Consider the following 19,210-nt stretch of genomic DNA (forward strand, 5'->3'; position numbering starts at 1 on the left):
GTAGGACGAAATCAGGAAATCGTCGTTGGCCGAGGCGGTGATGCCGTAGTTCCCATCCGCCGCCGTGCCGCAGTACACTTTGAAGCTCGTGCCCCACTGATCGTTCAGCGGGAGAACCTTGATGTACATCGGGGACAGGGCGCCCTTCAGCGTGGTGCTGATAGCGCCGCTGTTGGCCGGGGGTGTCGACTTGTCGGTGATGTAGTCGGTGATGGTGGTGGCCAGCGTGCTGATGTCCTTCTGCGTTCCGCGGACCTTGGCCTTCTGCAGGGCGGTCATCGCGTTGGGCACCAACAGGGCGGCCAGGATGCCGATGATCGCCACGACGATCAGCAGCTCGATCAGGGTAAAGCCTTTCTGTTTCTTCATGTGTGAACCTCCTTTGAGTTCTTTTTCTCCTCGTTCGCCGAGGACGCTGGAATTAATGCACATAGCGTGCCAAAATACAAAAAGCGAATAAGTGTCACATAATAAACGAATGAGATAAAATCGGGTTTAAAAGAGTTGGCCCGAAATCGACAACTTTTGTCACAGCGTGACATTTTTCGTCACGCCAGAGGCGAAGGGCTTAATCGGTGCCGTCGCGGCGATCCGGCGTTTCGGCCTTTTTCACCGATTGGATCTGGTATTTGTCCAGGAGGTAACGAAGGGAACGATAGCCTATACCCAAAAGGGCGGCAGCCTTCTTGAGATTTCCGCCGGCCGCTGTGACCGCCTCCTGGATGTACCGCTTGGAAATCTGATCGAGGTGCTCCTCCAGGTTGAATCCCGGGCGGAGGGCGACGGCGACCTCGGGCTTGCGGTGCGCCCCCAGGACGTCTTGCGGCAGGCTGGCCAGGGTCACGGTCTCCCGCTCTTCGACGGCCACGATGCGCTCGATCAGGTTCTCCAGCTCGCGCACGTTGCCGGGCCAAGGATAAGTCTCCAGAAAGCCGATCACGTCGGGCACCAGACGCTTCATCTTGCGGCCCATTTTCTGGCAATGCTTCTGCAGGAAGTGGCCCACCAAGAGAGGGATGTCCTCGGTCCTCTTGCGCAACGGCGGCATCTCGAACGAGATGACATTGAGCCGATAGTAGAGCTCCTCGCGGAACTTGCCTTCCTCGATGCGCTTTTTCAGATCCTGGTTGGTGGCGGCGATGATGCGGACGTCGACCGGGATCTCGTCGTTGCCGCCGACCCGCCGGACCTTGCGCTCCTGCAGAACCCGAAACAGCTTGACCTGGGTCCAAGGCGACATCTCGCCGACCTCGTCCAGGAAGATCGTGCCCTTGTCGGCGGTCTCGAACATGCCCTTCTTCTCGGAGACGGCCCCCGTGAAGCTGCCCTTGGCGTGCCCGAACAGCTCGCTCTCGAGCAGGTTCTCGGGCAGCGCGGCGCAGTTGATCGAGACGAACGGATGGTCGTTGCGCCGGCTGTTGGCGTGGATGGCCCGGGCGGCCATCTCCTTGCCTGTTCCGCTCTCGCCCGTGACCAGGACGGTCGAATCGGTCGTAGCCACCCGCTCGATCAGGTGGAAGACCTCCTGCATGGACTTGCTCTTGCCGATCATGTTCTCGAAGCTGGCCAAATCCTGAAAGCTCCGCTTCAGGAGGATGTTCTCCTCGCGCAGGTGCCGCTGCTCGATCCCGTGGGCGACCAGGATCCGGAGCTCCTCGATATCGAAGGGCTTGGTGACGTAGTCGAGAGCACCCTCCTTAAGCGCCTCCACGGCCTGCTTGACGCTGCCGAAGGCGGTGATGACGATGATCGGGATGGTCGGCTTCTGGGTCCGGACGGCCTTGAGAAAGGTCATCCCGTCCATCTGCGGCATCTTGATGTCGGTGATGACGAGGTCGATGTCGCCGCCGGCCAGCATTTCGTAGGCCTTGGACGTCCCCGAGTTGGTCAGGACGCGGTAGCCTTCCTTGCGGAAGACCACCCCCAGCAGGTCCAGGATGCTTTTCTCGTCGTCGACAATCAGCAGGGTGTCCATGGCGTCACGCTTCCTTCGGCCGGCTCGGTGCGGCCCGCTCGGGGAAATTCAGGATGAACTCCGTCCCCAAGCCGGCCTCCGACAAGACCTCGATAGTGCCTTCAAAATCGTCGACGATCCGGCGAACGACCGTCAGGCCCAAGCCCCGGCCGCCGTCGAAGGTCGTAAAAAAAGGCTCGAAGATGCGAGCCCGTTCGGCGGCGTTCATGCCCCGGCCGCTGTCCGCCAGCCGCAGCCTCCGCCCCCCTCCCGGCGCGCCGTTCAGGTCGATCCGCAGCCACCCTCCGTCCGGCATGGCCTGGATGGCGTTGCGGATGAGGTTCCAGACGACCTGTTTGAACTGGGATTGGCTGCCGTAGAGGTCGAGCGACGAGGCGTCGAAATTTCCCTCCACCCTTATCCCTTCGCCCAGCTCGCCTCCCGCCCGCAGCAGGGTCAGGGTTTCCCGAACGACCGCGGCCATGGAGAAGCGCTGAAAATCGCGCGGGCCCGGCGAGGCCAGGTTGAGATACTGCTCGATCGTCTGGGACACCCGCTTGGATTCCCGCAGGATGATGTCCATCAGCTGGGCCGGTTCGCCGGTCGGCTTCAGCTCCATTTTGAGCACCTGGACCGCACCCGAAATGGCGGCCAAGGGGTTGCGGATCTCGTGGGCGATCAGGGCCGACATCTTGCCCGCTTCGGCCAGGCGCTCCCGGATGGCCAGCTCGCGCTCGACCCGGCCGAGGGCATCCTTGGCCTTGCGGATGCTCCGCCCGTAATGGCCGGACAGGAAGGCCATGGCCGCGAACAAAGCCCAGGCCAGAAAAATGGTATACAAGACGAGTCCGGCCGAGGTTTCCCGAGCTTGATCGGCCAGGTAGTAGGGGATCAGCCCGAAGAACATGCCGTCGGCCAGGAATCCCAGCAGGATCGCCGAAAGAGAGGCCATCAGATAGGAGGCCCGCCCGGGCAGAACCATGCCGGCCGCCAGGATCGGAAACGCGTACAGGACATAGAGATGCCCCCGCAAGCCGCCGGTGATATAGACCAGAACGGTGATGAGCAGGATGTCGAACAGGACTTGGGCGTAGGCCTGAGCCTGGAAGCGCCGGCTCTTGGCGTAGATGAGAAGAAAGACCAGGCAGGCGGCGTAGGCGAACAAGATGACGACATAGAACGGTCCGAGCGGCAGGAAGACCGCGGTCGAGAGCTGGATGACCACCGCCGCCACGAGCAGGGTGGTGACGATGATCAGGCGGAAGACGATCAGGCTGAGGATATTCTTCTTGACCGTCGTCATTGAATCTGGGCCATCAGGCTGAACATCGGCAGGTACATCGCAAGGATCAGCCCGCCGACGATTCCGCCGACAAAGATCATCATGATCGGCTCGAGCAGCGACATCAGCATGGCGACGGAAGACGAGACTTCGTCATCGTAGAAATCGGCCAGCCTGCCCAGCATCTGGTCCAGAGTGCCGGTCTCCTCGCCGACCTTGACCATTTGGATCATCATGAAGGGGAAGCGCCCCGTGGCCTGGAAGGACTCGGTCAGGCTGCGGCCCTCGGCCACCGTCCGCCGGGCGTCCATGACCGCTTTCTCCAGGATGACGTTGCCGGCCGTAGTGGAGGTGATCTTCAGGCACTCCAGCATCGAAACGCCGCCGGACAGCAGGGTGCTCAGCGTCCGGGTGACGCGGGAGATGGCCACCTTGGCCAGAATTTTACCCAGGATGGGGATGCGCAGCGCAGCCCGGTCCACGGACCAACGGCCCGCCGTCGTTTTGCGGTAGTATCGGAATAAAAAGATTCCGGCCACGATCGCCAGGACCATGTACACGATGTAGCTCTGGATGAAGCCGCTCAGGGAGAGGACGCCCCGGGTGATCCCGGGCAGCCGGGCCCCCAGCTCGGCGAAGATGCTGCCGAAGATCGGGATGACCTTCCAGAGCAGGAAGACCGCCACGATGAGGGCGAAAGTGATGATGGCCGCCGGGTAGACCATAGCCTGCCGGACCTGGCTGCGGAGCTTGACCATTTTTTCGATGAAGTCGGCCAGCCGCTTCAGCATGGTGTCGAGCGAGCCGCTCTGCTCGCCCGAGGCGACCAAGTTGCAGAATAAATCGTCGAAGACCTTGGGAAACTTGCGCTTGGCCTGGTTCAGGCTGGAGCCGGCCTCGACGTCCTCGCCGACGGATTTGATGACTTTCTTGAAATACTTGTTGCGGGTCTGTTCGGCCAGGATGTTGAGGCTTTGGATGAGGGGCAACTCGGCGTCGATCAGCACGGCCAACTGGCGGCTGTAAATGGCCAGCTCCTTGGGCTTGACCCTCTCGCCCAGGTGCAGGAACTTCAGCCCGCTCCGCTGGAGGGAAATCGAAGCGATCTGGATCTGCTCTTTCTGAAGGATTCGGGTCAGCTCGTCGGCCGATCCCGCCAGCCGCTCGCCCGCGACGGCGTCGCCGTAGCGGTTCTTGCCTTTCCAGATGTATGTGGGCATGGGGCCGTCCTTTCCGCCGCGCCTAGCGCTTCGAGCTGGAAGTCGAATAGGACGCCGACCGCGCCTCGCGGCGCTGGATGATGTCGGTCAGCTCCTCGGGGAACGAGGTCACGGCCAGCGCCGTCTCGCGGCTGATGGCCCGCTGGAAATAAAGCTCGGACAGCGACTGATTGAAGGTCTGCATGCCCGACTTTTCCTGGGCCAGCTGCATTTGGCTATAGATCATGTGAATCTTGTTCTCGCGGATCAGGTTCCGGATGGCGGGATTGGGGATGAGGATCTCCATGGCCAGGACGCGGCCCTTGCCGTCGGCCCGCGGCAAGAGGGCCTGGGTCAGGATCGCCTCCACGGACATCGAGAGCATGATCCGGGCCTGGGTCTGGTACTGGGCCGGGAAGATGTCGATGATCCGGGAGATCGTCTCGGAGGCCGAGTTGGTGTGCAGGGTGGAGAAGGTCAGGTGGCCGGTCTCGGCCACCCGCAGGGTGGCCTCCACGGTCTCGATGTCGCGCATCTCGCCGACCAGGACCACGTCGGGGTCTTCGCGCAGGACCGAGCGCAGGGCGTTGGGGTAGGACAACGTGTCGGCGTAAAGCTCGCGCTGGTTGATCAGCGCGGTTTTGGGCGTGAAATAGTACTCGATCGGGTCCTCGATGGTCACGATGTGGACGGCCCGCTCGCTGTTGATGTGATCGATCATGCAGGCCAGGGAGGTCGATTTGCCGCAGCCGGTGGGACCGGTGACGAGGATGAGCCCGCGCGGCAGGTAGCAAAGCTGGGCCACCCGGGGCGGGATGCCCAGCTTCTGAAAGCTCCACATCGAAGGCAGGAAGCGGCGGATGGCCGCTCCGACCGCCCCTTTCTGCATGAAGACATTGGCCCGGAAGCGGCCCATGTCCTTGACGCCGAAGGAAAAGTCGAGCTCCAGCTTCTCTTCGAACTGCTTCTTCTGCTTGTCGGTCAGCAGGCTGTAGATGAGCGTTTTGGTCTCGGCCGGGGTCAGGGGCGGCAGGTCGAGCGACTTCAGGACGCCGTGGATGCGGAGCCGGGGCGGGATATATGTGGTGATATGCAGGTCGGAGGCGTCCAGCTCGACCGTCTTCTGCAGGAGATCATGGATGACCAGCGGCATGGGTGTCTCCTAGTCCTTGATCGTCTCCCGGGCCACTTCATCGATCGAGGTGATGCCGGCCTTGATCTTGATCAGGCCGCTGCGGCGCAACGTGATCATGCCCTGCTCCATGGACTTCCGCTTGATGTCCTTGGACTGGGCCCGCACCAGGATCATGTCCTTGATCGCCGGCGTGACCTCCATAACCTCAAACAGGGCCGTCCGGCCCTTGTAACCGGTGTTGTTGCAGACCTCGCAGCCGCGGCCCTGGTAGACTTGGACCGATTCGGCCTCCTCGGCGGTGAACCCGAGCTCGGTCAGGACCCGGGCCGGCACCTTGGTCGGCACGCCGCAGCGCTTGCAGACCTTGCGGATCAGCCGCTGGGCCACGACCAGGACGACGGAGTCGGCGATCAGGAACGGCTCGACGTTCATGTTCATCAGCCGGTGGACGGTCGAGGCGGCGTCGTTGGTGTGGACGGTGGAGAAGACCAGGTGGCCTGTCAGGGCCGCCTTGATGGCCGTGTCCACGGTCTCCTGGTCGCGCATTTCGCCGACCAGCATGATGTCGGGATCCTGCCGCAGGAAGGCCCGCAGGGCGGCGGCGAAGGTCAGGTCGATTTCGTCCCGGATGTTGACCTGGTTGATGCCCGGCATGTAAAACTCGACCGGGTCCTCGGCCGTCATGATGTTCTTTTCCATGGCGTTGAGCGTGGAGATGGCCGAGTACAGGGTGTTGGTCTTGCCGCTGCCGGTCGGTCCGGTGACCAGGATGATGCCCCAGGGGCGGGCGATGGCTTTGCGGAAGGTCTCCAGGGATTCGGGCTCGAAGCCCAGCTTGGTCAGGTCGATCTGGAGGTTCTCGCGGTCGAGGAGCCGGGCCACGATCTTCTCGCCGAAAATCGTCGGCAGGGACGAGACGCGCATGTCCACGTCCTTTTTAACCTGATCCAGCTTGACCCGCATCTTGAGCCGGCCGTCCTGGGGCAGGCGCTTCTCGGCGATGTTCATGTTGGCGACGATCTTGACCCGCGACAGGACCGGGTTCTTGAATTTCATCGGCAGGTTCATCGTCTCGTAGAGGATGCCGTCGATGCGGTAGCGGATGCGGAAGGACTTTTCGTAGGGCTCGAAATGGATGTCGGAAGCGCCCTTCTTGATGGCTTCGACGAAGATGGAGTTGACCAGGGTGATGATCGGGGCTTCGTCGGCCGGGGGGCCGGACTCGTCCTGGACCTCGGCATCCTCAGCGGCCTCCTCGATGATGCTGATCTTGGAGTCGTCGGCCAGGGCGATGTCCTCGACCACAGTCTTGGGGCGGACGGCGTGGGAGGCGCCGTAGTACTTGTTGATGGCGTTGGCGATGCCCGGTTCCGAAGCGATGACGGGCTGGATGCTGAGCCCGGTCCGGAAGCGGATGTCTTCGATCACGTCGAGGTCGGTCGGGTCGACCATCGCCAGCGTGAGGAACGACCGAATCCGGTGGATCGGCATAATCATGTATTTCTTGGCCGCGTCCACTGTGACCAGGCTGATGACGTCGGGGTAGACCTCGAACTGATCCAAATCGATGTAAGGATAGCCGAGCTGGCGGCTCAAGCCCTGGGCCATCTCCTCGGACGAGACTTGGCCTTGGGCGATGATGGCGCTGGCCAGCGAGACTTCGTGTTTGCGCTGGAATTCCTGGGCCGCCCGCAATTGATCGGGGGTCAGAATTTTTTCCTTGACCAGAATATCGCCCAGCGTGGATCCCATAATTATCTCTTTATCACCAAATTAACTCGATATGACGTTTTTTGTCAACAATTTTTGTCACTTCGCCCCAGTCCCCCATGATAAGGGACGCTCGAAGAACAGGTTTTTCTCTCCCCGAAGGCGGTAGTATAAAAGGGACGGGACTCGCGCTTTTCACGCAGGAGATTGTCGTCCAGGCCGGCATTACGGTCAATCACCGAGGCGGAGCATTGGCCCGGTGATTTTTTCTCACCCCGCCTCACCCCTAGGGGTGAGGCGGCCGCTGCAATAGACTAGAGCTTTCCGCGCTCGAGCCCTCACCCGGGCCATCACCTTGCGCCCCCGGCGCATCATCGCGTTCGACACTACCCATTCTAGGCCGTTCGGCTTTTTTGTCAATAATCGCAAGGCCTTTTGTCGCATCTTGTCGCGCTTTGTCGGCCTTCGGTCCGCTTCGCGGCGCCGGCCCTCGGCCAAGGTTTCGAACGGACATATCGAAAGGCAGTCGATGGCGTTGCGGGGCAGCGTCCTAACTGCCTAATACGGTGACGACCACATGCCCTTTCTTGTGCCCCTTCTCGACATACGTGTGGGCCGCAACGATCTCCTCCAGCGGATAGCGCCTGTCGATGACCGCCCGGACCTTCCCGGCCTCGATGAGCTCCTTGAGGAAAGCAAGGTCCTCGGGACTCCCGCCTTTAGAACCCGCGTCCTTGTTGACGTTGAGATAGACGCCTGTCTTTTTCAAAGGCCTCCTGGCCCGTGAGGGCAGGAGCTTGCCGACGGCATCGAAGACGACGTCATAGGTCTTGTCGCCCGCGGTGAAGTCCTGCTGTGTGTAATCGATCACCCGGTCGGCCCCGAGAGATCTCACCATCTCCAGATTGGCCGTACTGCAGACCCCGGTGACATCCGCCCCGAATGACTTGGCGAGTTGCACGGCATAGGTGCCGACGCTTCCGGAGGCGCCGTAGATCAGAACCTTCTGCCCGCTCGTGATGTTCGCCTTCCGGAGGATGCGCAGGGCCACAACCCCTCCGGTGGCGACCCCGGCCGCGGCTTCCTCAAAGGTCATGTTGGCCGGCTTCGCCGCCAGCATCCCATCCTTGACGGCCGATTTCCGGGGCTTCTCCCGCAAGCATTTGGACTCGGCATAGGCGCCTAAGCCCCAACCAGTGAAGGCGAAGACCTCGTCGCCCGGCTTGAAGAGGGTCACATCCTTGCCGACCGACTCGACCTCTCCGGCCAGTTCCATCCCCAGGATCGGGTTCTTCGGGCGAGTGAAGCCGAGGACCAGACGCGCCATGAGCCGCTGCCCGCGGGGAACGTCGAAGCTTCGAATCCTCACATCCCCGCGGTGCACCGTCGTGGCGTGCACTTTGATTAACACTTCGTGATCCTTCGGAACAGGCTTGTCGACCTGTCGGAGATCAAGGACATCGGGAGGGCCGTAGCCCGTGCACACGACGGCTTTCACGAGCGTCCCCCCGACCCATCGGTGAGTACCGCACTTCTTCGGTCAGCATCCATTCCCATGGCTCCTCCCAGTCAAGCTATTCCGGTCTCTATCGGACGACAGGGATCTTGTTCACCGACTCGGTCCGGGCCGCTTGCGGTTCGAAACGAGGCCTTAACATCAAGAGCAAAGGTGCGCGCCTGGAGAGACTCGAACTCCCGACCCGCTGCTTAGAAGGCAGCTGCTCTATCCACCTGAGCTACAGGCGCGTATCGCCGATCGCATTGGTTTCTTAATCGGGGAGAACGGATTTGAACCGTCGACCTCTTGCTCCCAAGGCAAGCGCGCTGCCAGGCTGCGCCACTCCCCGTCCAAAGGCCCGCTCATCGTAACAGCGAGCCGATTTCTTGTCAATTGAACGGGTTAACGGCGGCCTAACCCTTTTTCGAACACGGCCCGATCCAGCCGCACCACGATCGGCCGCCCATGGGGGCAGACGGCCGGGTTGGAGGTCCGGAAGAGCTCCCGGACCAGGAACTCCATCTTCTCGCGCGGCAGGGGCTCACCGGCCTTGATCGCGGTTTTACAAGCCATCATCGCCAGGACGCGGGCTTTGCGGTCCTCAGTCTTATGCGACCGGACGTCTTCGAGCAGGGCCAGGAACGCGGCCAGGGCCGACTCGGGAGAAAAGATGTCGGGGTATTCGCGCAAGGCGTAGCTGCGCCCGCCCATCGGCTCGACCCGGAAGCCGGACTCTTCGAGCACGACCCGGCCGGACTCCAGGGCCACGGCCTGGGAGGGCGAGACGTCGAAAACCAAGGGGATCAGGGCCATCTTGACCGGCCAGCTCCGGCTGCGGTCGATCTCGGCGTAGCGGTCGTATAGGACCCGCTCGTGGGCGTTGTGCTGATCGACGACGAGAAGGCCCTCGGCGTCGGCGGCCACGATATAGGCGTCGGCATACTGCCCCAGGACGCGCAGGCCCGGGGGGCCGTCGGCGATGCCGGCATCGCCCGCACCTTTCTCGGCGACGCGAAATTCCAGCCCCTCGCCGGTATCATGCTCTCCGGGGATATACGAGATCTCGGCAGGCTCCCCGTCCGAAGAGGCTACGGCCGGCCTCCCAAGGATGTCTTCCGGCAGGGGAATGGCCACGGCCTTGACGCCGCCGGCCTGCCGCCGGGCCTTGTCGACACCCCGCAGAACGAGCTGGAAGACGACGGATGAAGTCCGGAACCGGACTTCGGACTTGGCCGGGTGGACGTTGACGTCGACCTCGCCCGCCGGCATGGTGAGAAAGAGGAACCCCTCGGGCGAGCGGTCCTTCTCGAGCAGGCCGCGATAGGCCTGGTTGAGGGCCGAGGACAGGATCTTGTCGCGGACGGGGCGCTTATTGACGAAGAAGAGCTGGTGCGACCGGTCGGAGCGGCCCGCAGGCGGCCGCGACGCCAGCCCGGCCAGCCGCATCCCGCTCTCGGTGATCTCAACCTCCATCAGATTGTCCAAGGCGGCCCGGCCATAGAGCTGAAAGGCCCGCTCGCGCAGGCTCTCGACGGGCGAACAGTTTAAAACGCTGCGCGTGCCGTGGACGGCCGCCAGGCGAAGCCTCGGGTAGGCCAAGGCGACATTGGTCAGGTATTTGACGATCTGGCCCAGCTCGGCGGTATCGCCCTGCAGGAACTTGCGGCGCGCCGGCAGGTTGAAGAAAAGATCGCGGACCTCGATGGTCGTGCCGCGCGGGAAGGCGATGGAAGAGAGCACAGCGGGCGCGTCGCCCTCACGGTCGATGCGGGTCCCGGCCTCGACCCCGCCTTCCGAGGTCTTCAGGGTCAGCCGCGAGACGGCCGCAATCGAGGCCAGCGCCTCGCCCCGGAAGCCCAGGGTGGAGATAGCCGCCAGGTCGTCCTCAGTGGCGATCTTGCTGGTCGAATGGCGCTCGAAGCACAGCTCGGCGTCGGCTCGGCTCATCCCATAGCCGTCGTCGCGGACGAGGAGGAGCGACTTGCCGCCGGCCTGGAGCTCGACGGCAATCTCCCCGGCTCCCGCGTCGAGCGAGTTTTCGACCAGCTCCTTGACCACGGATACGGGCCGCTCGACAACCTCGCCGGCCGCGATTTTGCGGGCCACGGCGGGATCCAGAAGTGCGATCCGGTTCATGGCAGAATCTCCCCTCTAGTACCGCTCTCGTCGACGGCGACGATTCGGACCCGGACCGCCTCGCCCTTAGCCGGGCGCGGACCTGAGGCTTCGACATCGATGGCGTTGCCGGTCAGGACCTCGGCCCCGGCCTCCGTCGGCCGGATGGCGATCCCGTCCAGGACGCGGCCCAGGAATCGGGCCCGAAAAGCCAGATTCTTTTCGGCCGACAAGGCCCGCAGCCGGACGGCCCGCTGCTTGCGGACGGAGCCGTCGACTTGGGGCCTCGCGGCGGCGGCCGTTCCGGGCCGCGGGGAAAAAGCGAAGACATGGACATAAGCCAACGGCGACCGCTCGATCAACTCCGCCGTCCGGCGGAAATCCTCGGCCGTCTCGCCGGGAAATCCCACCAAAATGTCTGCCCCCAAGGCGGCCTCAGGAACGGCGGCGGCCAACTGGTTCAAGAGAGTCTCATTTTCCTCCGCCGCCGGGGAGCGACCCATAGCCTTGAGTACGGCATTCGCGCCGTGTTGAAGCGACAGGTGGAAGTGGGGCCGGACCCAGGGGCCGGCGGCCAAGACGGCGATGAGCTCGGGCGACATGAGCCGCGGGTCGAACGAGCTCATCCGGATCCACGGTCCCCCGCCCCCCGCCTGCAGCACGGTCAGCAAATCCGCTAGGCTGGTTCGCGGCTCAAGATCGCGGCCATAGGAGCTTAAATGGATCCCGGACAGGACGACCTCGCGATAACCGCGGTCGGCCACCCGGCTGACGGATTCGAGGACGCGTCCGGGCGCCACACTCCGGCTTCCCCCGCGAACGGAGGGGATGATGCAGAAGGCGCAGGCCCGGTCGCACCCGTCCTGGATCTTGAGAAAAGCCCGGGCCCGCAGGCGGGCCGGAGGATCCGCAGGCTGCGTATCCGGCCGGCCGGCCAGCGCGGCGTCCGCCAGCCGGTCTTTATCGGCATTGGGGACGATCTTCCAAACGCCCGGCAGGCAGGTCAGCTCGGCGGCCGACCGCTCGGCCAGGCATCCGGTGACGACAATGCGGGCGGCGGGATTCTCCCGCGCCATGCGGCGGATGAACTTCAGCGCGTCCCGGTCGGCCCGAGCCGTCAAGGTGCAGGTATTGACGACGACGATATCGCCCGGACTCGATGCCCCGGCCGGGCGCAGGCCCCTGGCCTGGAAATCGTCGGCCCAAGCGAAGGCCTCGGCCTGGTTGACCCGGCAGCCGAAGTTTCGAATGGAAAACGAAGTCATAAAGCCTGCTTGACCTTCTCCGAATCCGCCTCGACCTGGGCCTCCATGCGGGCCTTAAATTCAGACAGCTTGCGCCGCAGGACGACGTTTCTAACGGACAGGATTTGGATGGCCAACAAGGCCGCGTTGGCCGCGCCGGTCTTGCCGGTGCCCATGGTGGCCACGGGGACGCCTTTGGGCATTTGGACGGTCGAGAGCAGCGCGTCCAGCCCGCCCAAGCCGCCGCTCTCGACAGGAACGCCGATGACCGGCCGGGTGGTGTGGGCGGCCACGACGCCGCCTAGATGGGCGGCTTTGCCGGCCACGGCGATGAAGACTTCGGCCCCTTCCGCCTCGCACTTGCGGACCAGATCCACCGTGCGCGCCGGCGAGCGGTGGGCCGACGTCACTTCCAGAAGGAACGGCACGTCGAAAGCCTTCAGTGTGTCGACGGCATCCTTGACGACGTCCAGGTCGGACGGGCTGCCGATGAAGATCACCACATCCATGTCTGTCTCCTTCGGAATCAGGCGGGCTCGGCTTCCCGGCCGATGTCGCGTCGGTAATGGGCCCCCTCAAACTTGATCTCGGCCGCGGCCGCATAGATGCGATCCATGGCGCCCTGCAGCGTCCGCCCGGACGCGCAAACGCCCAGAACGCGCCCACCGCTCGTCCGATAGGTCCCGTTATCATAATGGGTCCCGGCGTGGAAGATCGCGAGGCCCGGGCGCGCCGCGGCTGCTTCCAGCCCGGTGATGACGCGGCCTTTTTCATACGGGCCCGGGTAGCCGCCCGAGGCCATAATGACGCAGCCGGCGGCCTTCTCGGCCCAGCGCACCTCGTTGCCCAGGACGTTTCCGTCGATGGCCGCATTGAGGATGTCGACCAGATCGCTTTCCAGGCGCAGCATCTGGGGCTGGGTCTCGGGATCGCCGAAACGGCAGTTATACTCGAGCACCTTGGGCCCCTCCGCAGTCAGCATCAGCCCGCAGTAGAGGGCACCCTTATAGAGCCGGCCCTCCTCCTTCATCCGGGTGACGGTGGGCAGGACGATGGCGCTCATGACCTCGGCGAACAGCGCCTTGTTCAGGTGGGGCGAAGGGGAGATGGTCCCCATGCCGCCCGTATTGGGGCCCTGCCCGCCGTCGGTGGCCGCCTTGTGGTCCATGGTCGTCACCAAAGGCAGAACCTGGGTTCCGTCCGAGATGACGATGAAGGAAGTCTCCCGGCCGCGCAGGAACTCCTCAATCAGCAGGAGGTCGCCGGCGCTCCCGAACCGGCGCTCGACCATGACGGTCCGCACGGCCGCCTCGGCCTCCTCGGGCGTCTTGGCGATGATGACGCCCTTGCCGGCGGCCAGCCCATCGGCCTTGAGGACAACCGGCCAGCCAAGCTCGCCCGAGCGCAGGACGGCCCGGGCCTTGTCCGCCGTCTCGGCGATCTTGAAGCGGCCGGTTGGGATCTTGTGCCGCTCCATGAACCGCTTGGAAAAGGCCTTGCTGCTCTCGAGCTCCGCGGCCTTGCGCGACGGCCCGAAGACGCGCAGGCCCTTGCGCTCGAATTCGTCGACCAGCCCCAGCGAGAGCGGGACTTCCGGGCCGACGACGGTCAGGCCGATGCCGGCCTGGAGGGCGAAGTCGGCCAGCTTGGCCGAGTCATGGTCGGGGATCGGGACGTTTTCAGCCACCAACCGAGTGCCGCCGTTCCCCGGGGCTACGTACAGCCCGCTCGTCTTGGAGCTCTGGGCAAGCTTCCAGGCCAGGGCGTGCTCACGGCCGCCGGAGCCGACGACCAGGATCTTCATGTCAGACGAGCCTCGACAGGTTCTCGACGAAGCGGGCCGCGAACTCGGGCTCCGGGACGGCCGAGGCGATGATCCGGGCGGCCAGCGGCACGGCTTCGCGGAGCGGCAGGCAGTAGCGCATCTCCAGGAAGCTCTTCCGGAAGTCGGCGACTTCCTCCTTGACCCGGCGATTACGGATGACGCAATCGGCCACATAGCCCGCCAGCCGGTCGAAATCGGGCTCGGCCATGCCGAAGCGGGTCATCTCCTGGACGCCGATCCGGATGCCGGACGAATCCAGGAAGGTCTCATCGTCGGGCAGGGCCTGATAGTTGACGACGATGTTGTTGTCCTCCAGCCGCCGGGCGATCTCCATGCCGGGCCCGAAAGACTTGACGCGAGCCAGGACCTGGTGCGTCTCGGTATAGCCGACGGCCGGGTCGCCCTCGACCGGGATGCCGTGGGCGGCCAGGGATTTGGCGAAGGACTTGGCGTTCTTCCGAACCGCGGGCTGGAACTCCGTCTTGAAGGCGTTCATCTCGTAAGCGGCCATGAGCAGGCCGACCAAAGTGCCCAGGTGATGGTTGGAGGTCGAGCCGGGGAAGGCCCGGGACCGGATGTCGGCCCAAAGCGGGCGCAGGGGGCTGTCCTTGGCGATATTGCCGGCCACGACTCCGCGCTGGGGGCCGAAGAAAGTCTTGTGGGTGCTGCCCGTGACCACATCCGCCCCTTCCGCGAACGGCTCCTGGAAGACGCCGTAGAGGCCGAGGACATGGGCCATGTCGAACATCAGGACGGGCCGGCGCGGCCAGCCGCGGACGATGTCGGCCACGAACCGGACCGGCTCGCGGGTGATGAACATGCTTTTGCCGAAGACGACCAGCTCGGGCTTGTGTGTCTCGAGCAGGGCGGCCAACGCGTCCAGGTCGGCTTCGTAGGGGTTGTCCTTGCGAACCGGGAAATTGATGACGTTCTCACGGCCGGTGGCGGGGTCTTCCTCGATCCAGTTGAAGAGCGCCCCCATCGGCTGGGCGCTCAAGTGGCCGCCATTGCCTAGGTCGTTGTTCAGGACCAGGCGCATCCGGCGCGTCGGCGTCCCGGCGGCCCGGCCCCGGTTGAGGAACTTGACGATCCCCTTGAAAACGACCTCGTTGGCCATCTGGCCGCTGATCGGCCGCAGCTCCATGTCGGAGCAGCCGAAGAAGACAGCCAGCTCGCGCTGGGTTTCGGTCTCGACCTCGCGGATGAAGTCGATGCCCTGGTAGAAATAGACCTCCTCGCCCTTCATCGTCCGGTGCTCGGCGTAGCGGCCGGCGGGGTCGGAGATCTCGCACATCTTGACCAGGAGCGAAGGCGTGGACTCCGAAGGGATGAGGTTGAAGCACTCCTTCTGGCGCCAGGTATTGTTGCCCTCGACCTTGCGGCAGAGAGCCTCGGTCTTGTCGGAAAAAGAAGGCATGAGAGCGGACTCCTTATGATTTATGATTTCGCGGCGGCCCGGCCGCCGCAGCGTCGTTCTTCCACGGCCCGGATCTTGTCCAGGCGGCGCTGGTGGCGTCCCCCCTCGAAAGCGGTATCGAGCCAGATCCCGACGATGGTCCGGCCCTCCTCGGGAGTCAGAACCCGGCCGCCGAGGGTCAGGCAGTTGGAGTCGTTGTGGCGGCGGCTCATCTCGGCCGTATAGGCGTTCCAGCAGACGGTGGCGCGGATGCCGGGGAACTTGTTGGCCACGACAGACATGCCCATTCCGGTCCCGCAAACCAGGATGGCCCGGTCGTGTCCGCCGGCGACGACGGATGAAACAGCCGCTTCGGCCAGGTCGACGTAATCAACGGACTCGCCGGCCCGGGAGCCGAAATCGGTGAAGTCGATGCCGCGGGCGGTCAGGTATTTGGCCACCGCGTCCTTGAGGTCGTATCCGGCGTGATCGGATGCCAGGGCGATCTTCATCCCCTCCCCCTCGGCCGAGCCTTCTTTGCCAACGGCCCGGCCTACTCGATGAACTTGGCCGCCTCGCCCATGAGCTTGAGGGACCGCAGAACCTGGGGATCGCTCCGCTCGAAGGCGTGCCAGCCTTCCTCCTGCCCCCAGAGCGAGGCGGAGACCTCCCGTTCCAGCTCCCGCCGCAGGTCCGCCTCGGCTTCCTTGAAGCGCTTGGCGTCCGCCTCGAACGAGTTGGCCAGCAGGAAGGCCCGGAAATCCTCGAGGACGCGGGCGTCGGCCAGGAACGGCTTGGCCAGCAGGATCTTGCCCTTGGCGTCGCTGGGCGGCTCGCCGGGGAAGACAAACGCCTTGCCCAGGGCTGTCTGGTGGGCGACGAACTTGCGGACGTAGGCGAAGAAGGCGCCCCGGGCGCGCAGCTCGAAGGTATAGGCCTTGAGGGTGAAGGGGACGGCCACGTCGGGCGTAATGCCGCCCTGGCCCAGGACCTTGCGGCCCTTGATGGTTGTCTTCACTTCGCGCGGCTTGTCGGCGGCCACTTTGTCCAGGAGGTATTCGTCCAGCCGGGTGTAATCCCGCTGGATGGAGCGGCCGCTGGGCGTGAAGTACTTGGCGATGGTGATGGCGACGGCGGTCTGCGGGCCCAGCGGGAACATCTGCTGGACGAGGCCCTTGCCCCAGGAGTCGGCGCCCACGACGAGGCCGCGGTCGTTGTCCATGACCGCTCCGGCCACAATCTCCGAGGCGCTGGCGCTACCCTGGTCGACCAGGACGATGAGGGGAATCTTCTCGTATGGGTCCTGGCGCATGGCCGCGAATTCGCGGTCGAAAGCCCGATTGCGGCCTTTCATCGAGACGATCATGTCGCCGCGGGGCAGAAAGAGCTCGGACACCTCGATGGCTTGGGGCAGGGACCCGCCGGCGTTGCCGCGCAGGTCGAGGATCAGGCTTTTCATGCCCTGCTTGGTCAACAAGTCGAGCTTGTCGGCCAGCTCCTCGCCCGTGGCTTCGGCGAAGGAGCGGATCAGGACATACCCGACGTCGCCGGGAAACAGGAAGGCGTAAGGAACGCTGTAGAGGGGAATCTCGGCCCGCTCGATGGTCAGCTCGATCGGCTTGGCCACGCCTTCGCGGGCGAAGGTGACGTTGACTTTCGTGCCTTTGGGGCCGCGCAGCTTGTTGACGGCATCCTGGGCGGTAATCGGCTGGGTGCTCTCGCCGTTGATCAGGGTGATGACGTCGGCCGGCTGGACGCCCAGGCGCCAGGCCGGCGTGCCCTCCATCGGCGAAACCACGACGAGCTGGTCCCCCTGCTTGATGATTTGCATCCCGACGCCGTAGTACTTGCCCCGCTGCTCCTCGGCCATACGGGAGAAGTTGTCGGCTTCCAGAAGGTAGGAGTGGGGGTCGAGCGTTTGCAGCATGCCCTTGACGGCCTCCTGGGCCAGCTCGGTGTCATCCACCGGCTTGTAGTAGGAGGCCTTGATGAGGTCCATCATATCGTCGATTTTGTTAAGTCCGGCCTGCCAGTATTCTTCGTCGACACCGATCGGGCGGACAAAGAGGGTGAAGGAAAAGAGGACTCCGGCCAGGATCCAGGCGGTTTTGCGCATGATTCTCGGGGAACATCATTTTATCAGAGGGGGGACCCCAAGTCAAAAAAGGGCTCGGAATCCATTCATCTCTCGTTCATCCTGAATCATGGCATAATAAGCTCGAGCCGCCATGCGCCTGCTGATCATTGAAGACAACCGCGCCCTTCTCAAGAGCCTGAAAAAAGGGCTCACGGAGGAATCGTTCGCGGTCGACGCGGCGGAAGACGGCGAGGAAGGGCTGTTCCTGGCCGAGGCCAACGACTACGACGTCGTTCTTCTCGACCTGATGCTCCCGAAGATCGACGGCTTGTCGCTTTTGCGCAAGCTCCGGGCCAAGGAATCAGCGGTCCATGTACTCGTCCTAACGGCTCGCGACGCCCCGGAAGAGATCGTTCGGGGGCTCAACGCGGGGGCGGACGACTATCTGACCAAGCCGTTCCGCTTCGAGGAGCTGCTGGCCCGCGTGCGGGCCTTGCTGCGGCGGAAATACCAAACCAAGAACCCGCGCTTGACCGTGGCCGATCTGGAAATCGATACGGCAACGCACGGCGTCGTCCGGAAAGGGCGGGATATCCCCCTCCAGCCCAAGGAATATGCGCTTCTTGAGTACTTGGCGCACCGAGCCGGCGAAATCGTCTCCCGTTCGGAGATTTGGGAGCATCTGTACGACTGGCAGGACGACACGACCAGCAACCTCATCGACGTCTTCATCGGCCGGCTGCGCAAAAAGATCGACCGGCCCGGGCTAACCCCTCTGATTCAAACCGTCCGGGGCGTCGGCTACCTTTTAAAAGGCGAATGAGATGCGTTCCCTTCGCCTGAAGCTCGTCGTCGGATCCCTGCTCCTGCTCACGGCGGTGATCCTCGGATTCGACGCCTTCTTTTTCCTGGCCAAGCGAAGCGCCCTTTTGGATGCATTGGACAGCCGGCTATTCGTCGCCGCGCAAGCCTTGGAGAAGCGGCTGGAAATCAAGGATGGGAAGCCGGCCTTCGATCCCGACGACGAAGGCAGAACCGAAGCCGCTCCGGAGGCCGCGCGGCCGATCCGGATCACCGACGAAAACGGGCGGGTCCTTCATCAATCGGCATCCCCGATCGACGCCGTCTGGCCGTCATCCCCACGCGACGCGGCGGCTCCCGCATGGAAAACCGTGCCGGCGGGCGGAGGCCGGGCCTGGCGGATCTTGACCTGGGTGGATCGTATCGAGATCGACAAGGACGCCGCGGAAAAAGGCGCCGCCGGAGGGGAGGGGACGATCGCCGTGACGATCCAGTGCGCGGAGCCCCTGGCCGCGCTGCGCGAGGAGCTCCGGGAGCTCGGCTCGCTCCTCGCCCTCCTGTCTCTGGCCGCCTTTTTGACAGCCGGAGGGGGCAGCTTCGTCCTGGCCGGCCGAGCCCTGCGGCCCATCCGCCGCATCAACGAGGCCCTGGCCGGCATCTCGGCCTCCCGGCTCGACGCCCGGATCGACGCGACGGAATTCGACCGGGAGCTCCATCCCCTGATCGATCAGCTCAACGGCGCCCTGGACCGCCTGGAGAGGGGCTTCCGACAGGAGCGCCAGTTTACAGCCGACGCCTCGCACGAGCTGCGCACGCCGCTCGCGGCGATCCTCAACACGATCGAAGTCCTGCTTCGCCGGCCCCGGGCCGAAGCGGAGCTCGTCGAAGCCCACCGCGATAATTGGCGGACGGCCCGGTCGATGCAGACGATCATCGAAGGCCTGCTTCTCCTGGCCCGGATGGACGCGGGCAAA

At 64.1% G+C, this 19,210-nt stretch carries 16 protein-coding genes and 2 tRNA genes; 2 read left to right on the top strand and 16 right to left on the bottom strand.

Translation table 11 applies throughout. The features are described 5' to 3' along the window. From NTZ26_00025 to NTZ26_00100, 16 genes are all read right to left on the bottom strand, one after another. Positions 1–369, bottom strand: a 369-nt coding sequence (locus NTZ26_00025; GenBank protein ID MCX6558874.1) for a type II secretion system protein, incomplete at its 3' end; no start/stop codon positions are given. Between the two features lie 199 nt (positions 370–568). Continuing rightward, positions 569–1,975 (bottom strand): sigma-54 dependent transcriptional regulator, encoded by a 1,407-nt coding sequence (locus NTZ26_00030; protein MCX6558875.1) that lies wholly within the window; start codon positions 1,973–1,975, stop codon positions 569–571. A 4-nt stretch (positions 1,976–1,979) separates the two neighbouring features. Continuing rightward, positions 1,980–3,257 carry an ATP-binding protein gene (locus NTZ26_00035; protein MCX6558876.1) on the bottom strand — a complete coding sequence of 426 codons (1,278 nt, stop codon included), beginning with the start codon at positions 3,255–3,257 and terminating at the stop codon, positions 1,980–1,982. Beyond that, positions 3,254–4,456 carry a type II secretion system F family protein gene (locus NTZ26_00040; protein ID MCX6558877.1) on the bottom strand — a complete coding sequence of 401 codons (1,203 nt, stop codon included), beginning with the start codon at positions 4,454–4,456 and terminating at the stop codon, positions 3,254–3,256. Before NTZ26_00040 ends, NTZ26_00035 begins: the two co-directional genes overlap by 4 nt. Positions 4,457–4,478: 22 nt before the next feature. Then, entirely contained in the window at positions 4,479–5,588 is a 1,110-nt protein-coding gene (locus tag NTZ26_00045) for a type IV pilus twitching motility protein PilT (GenBank protein MCX6558878.1), read from the bottom strand. A gap of 9 nt (positions 5,589–5,597) precedes the next feature. Then, positions 5,598–7,322, bottom strand: coding sequence for a type IV-A pilus assembly ATPase PilB (pilB, locus tag NTZ26_00050; GenBank protein ID MCX6558879.1), 1,725 nt, complete (start codon positions 7,320–7,322; stop codon positions 5,598–5,600). A gap of 508 nt (positions 7,323–7,830) precedes the next feature. Next, complete coding sequence (locus tag NTZ26_00055) at positions 7,831–8,778, bottom strand: NAD(P)-dependent alcohol dehydrogenase (GenBank protein MCX6558880.1); 948 nt, start codon at positions 8,776–8,778, stop codon at positions 7,831–7,833. Positions 8,779–8,952: 174 nt separating this feature from the next. Further along, a tRNA-Arg gene (locus tag NTZ26_00060) sits at positions 8,953–9,026 on the bottom strand. A gap of 27 nt (positions 9,027–9,053) precedes the next feature. Further along, positions 9,054–9,127 (bottom strand) — tRNA-Pro (locus tag NTZ26_00065). A gap of 53 nt (positions 9,128–9,180) precedes the next feature. Beyond that, positions 9,181–10,914 carry a DNA mismatch repair endonuclease MutL gene (gene mutL / locus NTZ26_00070; protein MCX6558881.1) on the bottom strand — a complete coding sequence of 578 codons (1,734 nt, stop codon included), beginning with the start codon at positions 10,912–10,914 and terminating at the stop codon, positions 9,181–9,183. Beyond that, a complete protein-coding gene (locus tag NTZ26_00075; protein MCX6558882.1) occupies positions 10,911–12,158 on the bottom strand; it encodes a MiaB/RimO family radical SAM methylthiotransferase in 1,248 nt (415 codons plus the stop codon). The genes mutL and NTZ26_00075 overlap by 4 nt, the downstream gene beginning before the upstream one ends. After that, positions 12,155–12,646 (bottom strand): 5-(carboxyamino)imidazole ribonucleotide mutase, encoded by a 492-nt coding sequence (gene purE, locus NTZ26_00080; GenBank protein MCX6558883.1) that lies wholly within the window; start codon positions 12,644–12,646, stop codon positions 12,155–12,157. The genes NTZ26_00075 and purE overlap by 4 nt, the downstream gene beginning before the upstream one ends. Before the next feature lie 17 nt (positions 12,647–12,663). Next, entirely contained in the window at positions 12,664–13,941 is a 1,278-nt protein-coding gene (purD, locus tag NTZ26_00085; GenBank protein MCX6558884.1) for a phosphoribosylamine--glycine ligase, read from the bottom strand. A 1-nt stretch (position 13,942) separates the two neighbouring features. Continuing rightward, a complete protein-coding gene (locus NTZ26_00090; GenBank protein ID MCX6558885.1) occupies positions 13,943–15,379 on the bottom strand; it encodes a hypothetical protein in 1,437 nt (478 codons plus the stop codon). 20 nt (positions 15,380–15,399) lie between these two features. Then, complete coding sequence (gene rpiB, locus NTZ26_00095; protein ID MCX6558886.1) at positions 15,400–15,870, bottom strand: ribose 5-phosphate isomerase B; 471 nt, start codon at positions 15,868–15,870, stop codon at positions 15,400–15,402. 41 nt (positions 15,871–15,911) lie between these two features. Beyond that, complete coding sequence (locus tag NTZ26_00100; GenBank protein MCX6558887.1) at positions 15,912–17,474, bottom strand: S41 family peptidase; 1,563 nt, start codon at positions 17,472–17,474, stop codon at positions 15,912–15,914. A 112-nt stretch (positions 17,475–17,586) separates the two neighbouring features. On the opposite strand from NTZ26_00100, the gene NTZ26_00105 reads away from it, so the two are divergent. Both NTZ26_00105 and NTZ26_00110 read left to right on the top strand, forming a co-directional pair. Then, positions 17,587–18,258: a response regulator transcription factor gene (locus NTZ26_00105; GenBank protein MCX6558888.1), complete on the top strand. Its 672-nt coding sequence runs from the start codon at positions 17,587–17,589 to the stop codon at positions 18,256–18,258. A gap of 1 nt (position 18,259) precedes the next feature. Further along, positions 18,260–19,210, top strand: a 951-nt coding sequence (locus NTZ26_00110) for a hypothetical protein (protein ID MCX6558889.1), incomplete at its 3' end; no start/stop codon positions are given.

It is taken from the genome of Candidatus Aminicenantes bacterium, assembly GCA_026393855.1.
GTDB lineage: Bacteria > Acidobacteriota > Aminicenantia > Aminicenantales > UBA4085 > UBA4085.

Bases quoted from the DNA above. Each gene is read 5' to 3' on its own strand.
- pilB (MCX6558879.1), bottom strand. From the start codon at position 7,322: ATGGGATCCACGCTGGGCGATATTCTGGTCAAGGAAAAAATTCTGACC.
- NTZ26_00090 (MCX6558885.1), bottom strand. From the start codon at position 15,379: ATGCCTTCTTTTTCCGACAAGACCGAGGCTCTCTGCCGCAAGGTCGAG.
- NTZ26_00045 (MCX6558878.1), bottom strand. From the start codon at position 5,588: ATGCCGCTGGTCATCCATGATCTCCTGCAGAAGACGGTCGAGCTGGAC.
- NTZ26_00030 (MCX6558875.1), bottom strand. From the start codon at position 1,975: ATGGACACCCTGCTGATTGTCGACGACGAGAAAAGCATCCTGGACCTG.
- NTZ26_00105 (MCX6558888.1), top strand. From the start codon at position 17,587: ATGCGCCTGCTGATCATTGAAGACAACCGCGCCCTTCTCAAGAGCCTG.
- NTZ26_00075 (MCX6558882.1), bottom strand. From the start codon at position 12,158: ATGACTTCGTTTTCCATTCGAAACTTCGGCTGCCGGGTCAACCAGGCC.
- mutL (MCX6558881.1), bottom strand. From the start codon at position 10,914: ATGAACCGGATCGCACTTCTGGATCCCGCCGTGGCCCGCAAAATCGCG.
- NTZ26_00040 (MCX6558877.1), bottom strand. From the start codon at position 4,456: ATGCCCACATACATCTGGAAAGGCAAGAACCGCTACGGCGACGCCGTC.
- NTZ26_00035 (MCX6558876.1), bottom strand. From the start codon at position 3,257: ATGACGACGGTCAAGAAGAATATCCTCAGCCTGATCGTCTTCCGCCTG.
- NTZ26_00100 (MCX6558887.1), bottom strand. From the start codon at position 17,474: ATGCGCAAAACCGCCTGGATCCTGGCCGGAGTCCTCTTTTCCTTCACC.
- purE (MCX6558883.1), bottom strand. From the start codon at position 12,646: ATGGATGTGGTGATCTTCATCGGCAGCCCGTCCGACCTGGACGTCGTC.
- rpiB (MCX6558886.1), bottom strand. From the start codon at position 15,870: ATGAAGATCGCCCTGGCATCCGATCACGCCGGATACGACCTCAAGGAC.
- purD (MCX6558884.1), bottom strand. From the start codon at position 13,941: ATGAAGATCCTGGTCGTCGGCTCCGGCGGCCGTGAGCACGCCCTGGCC.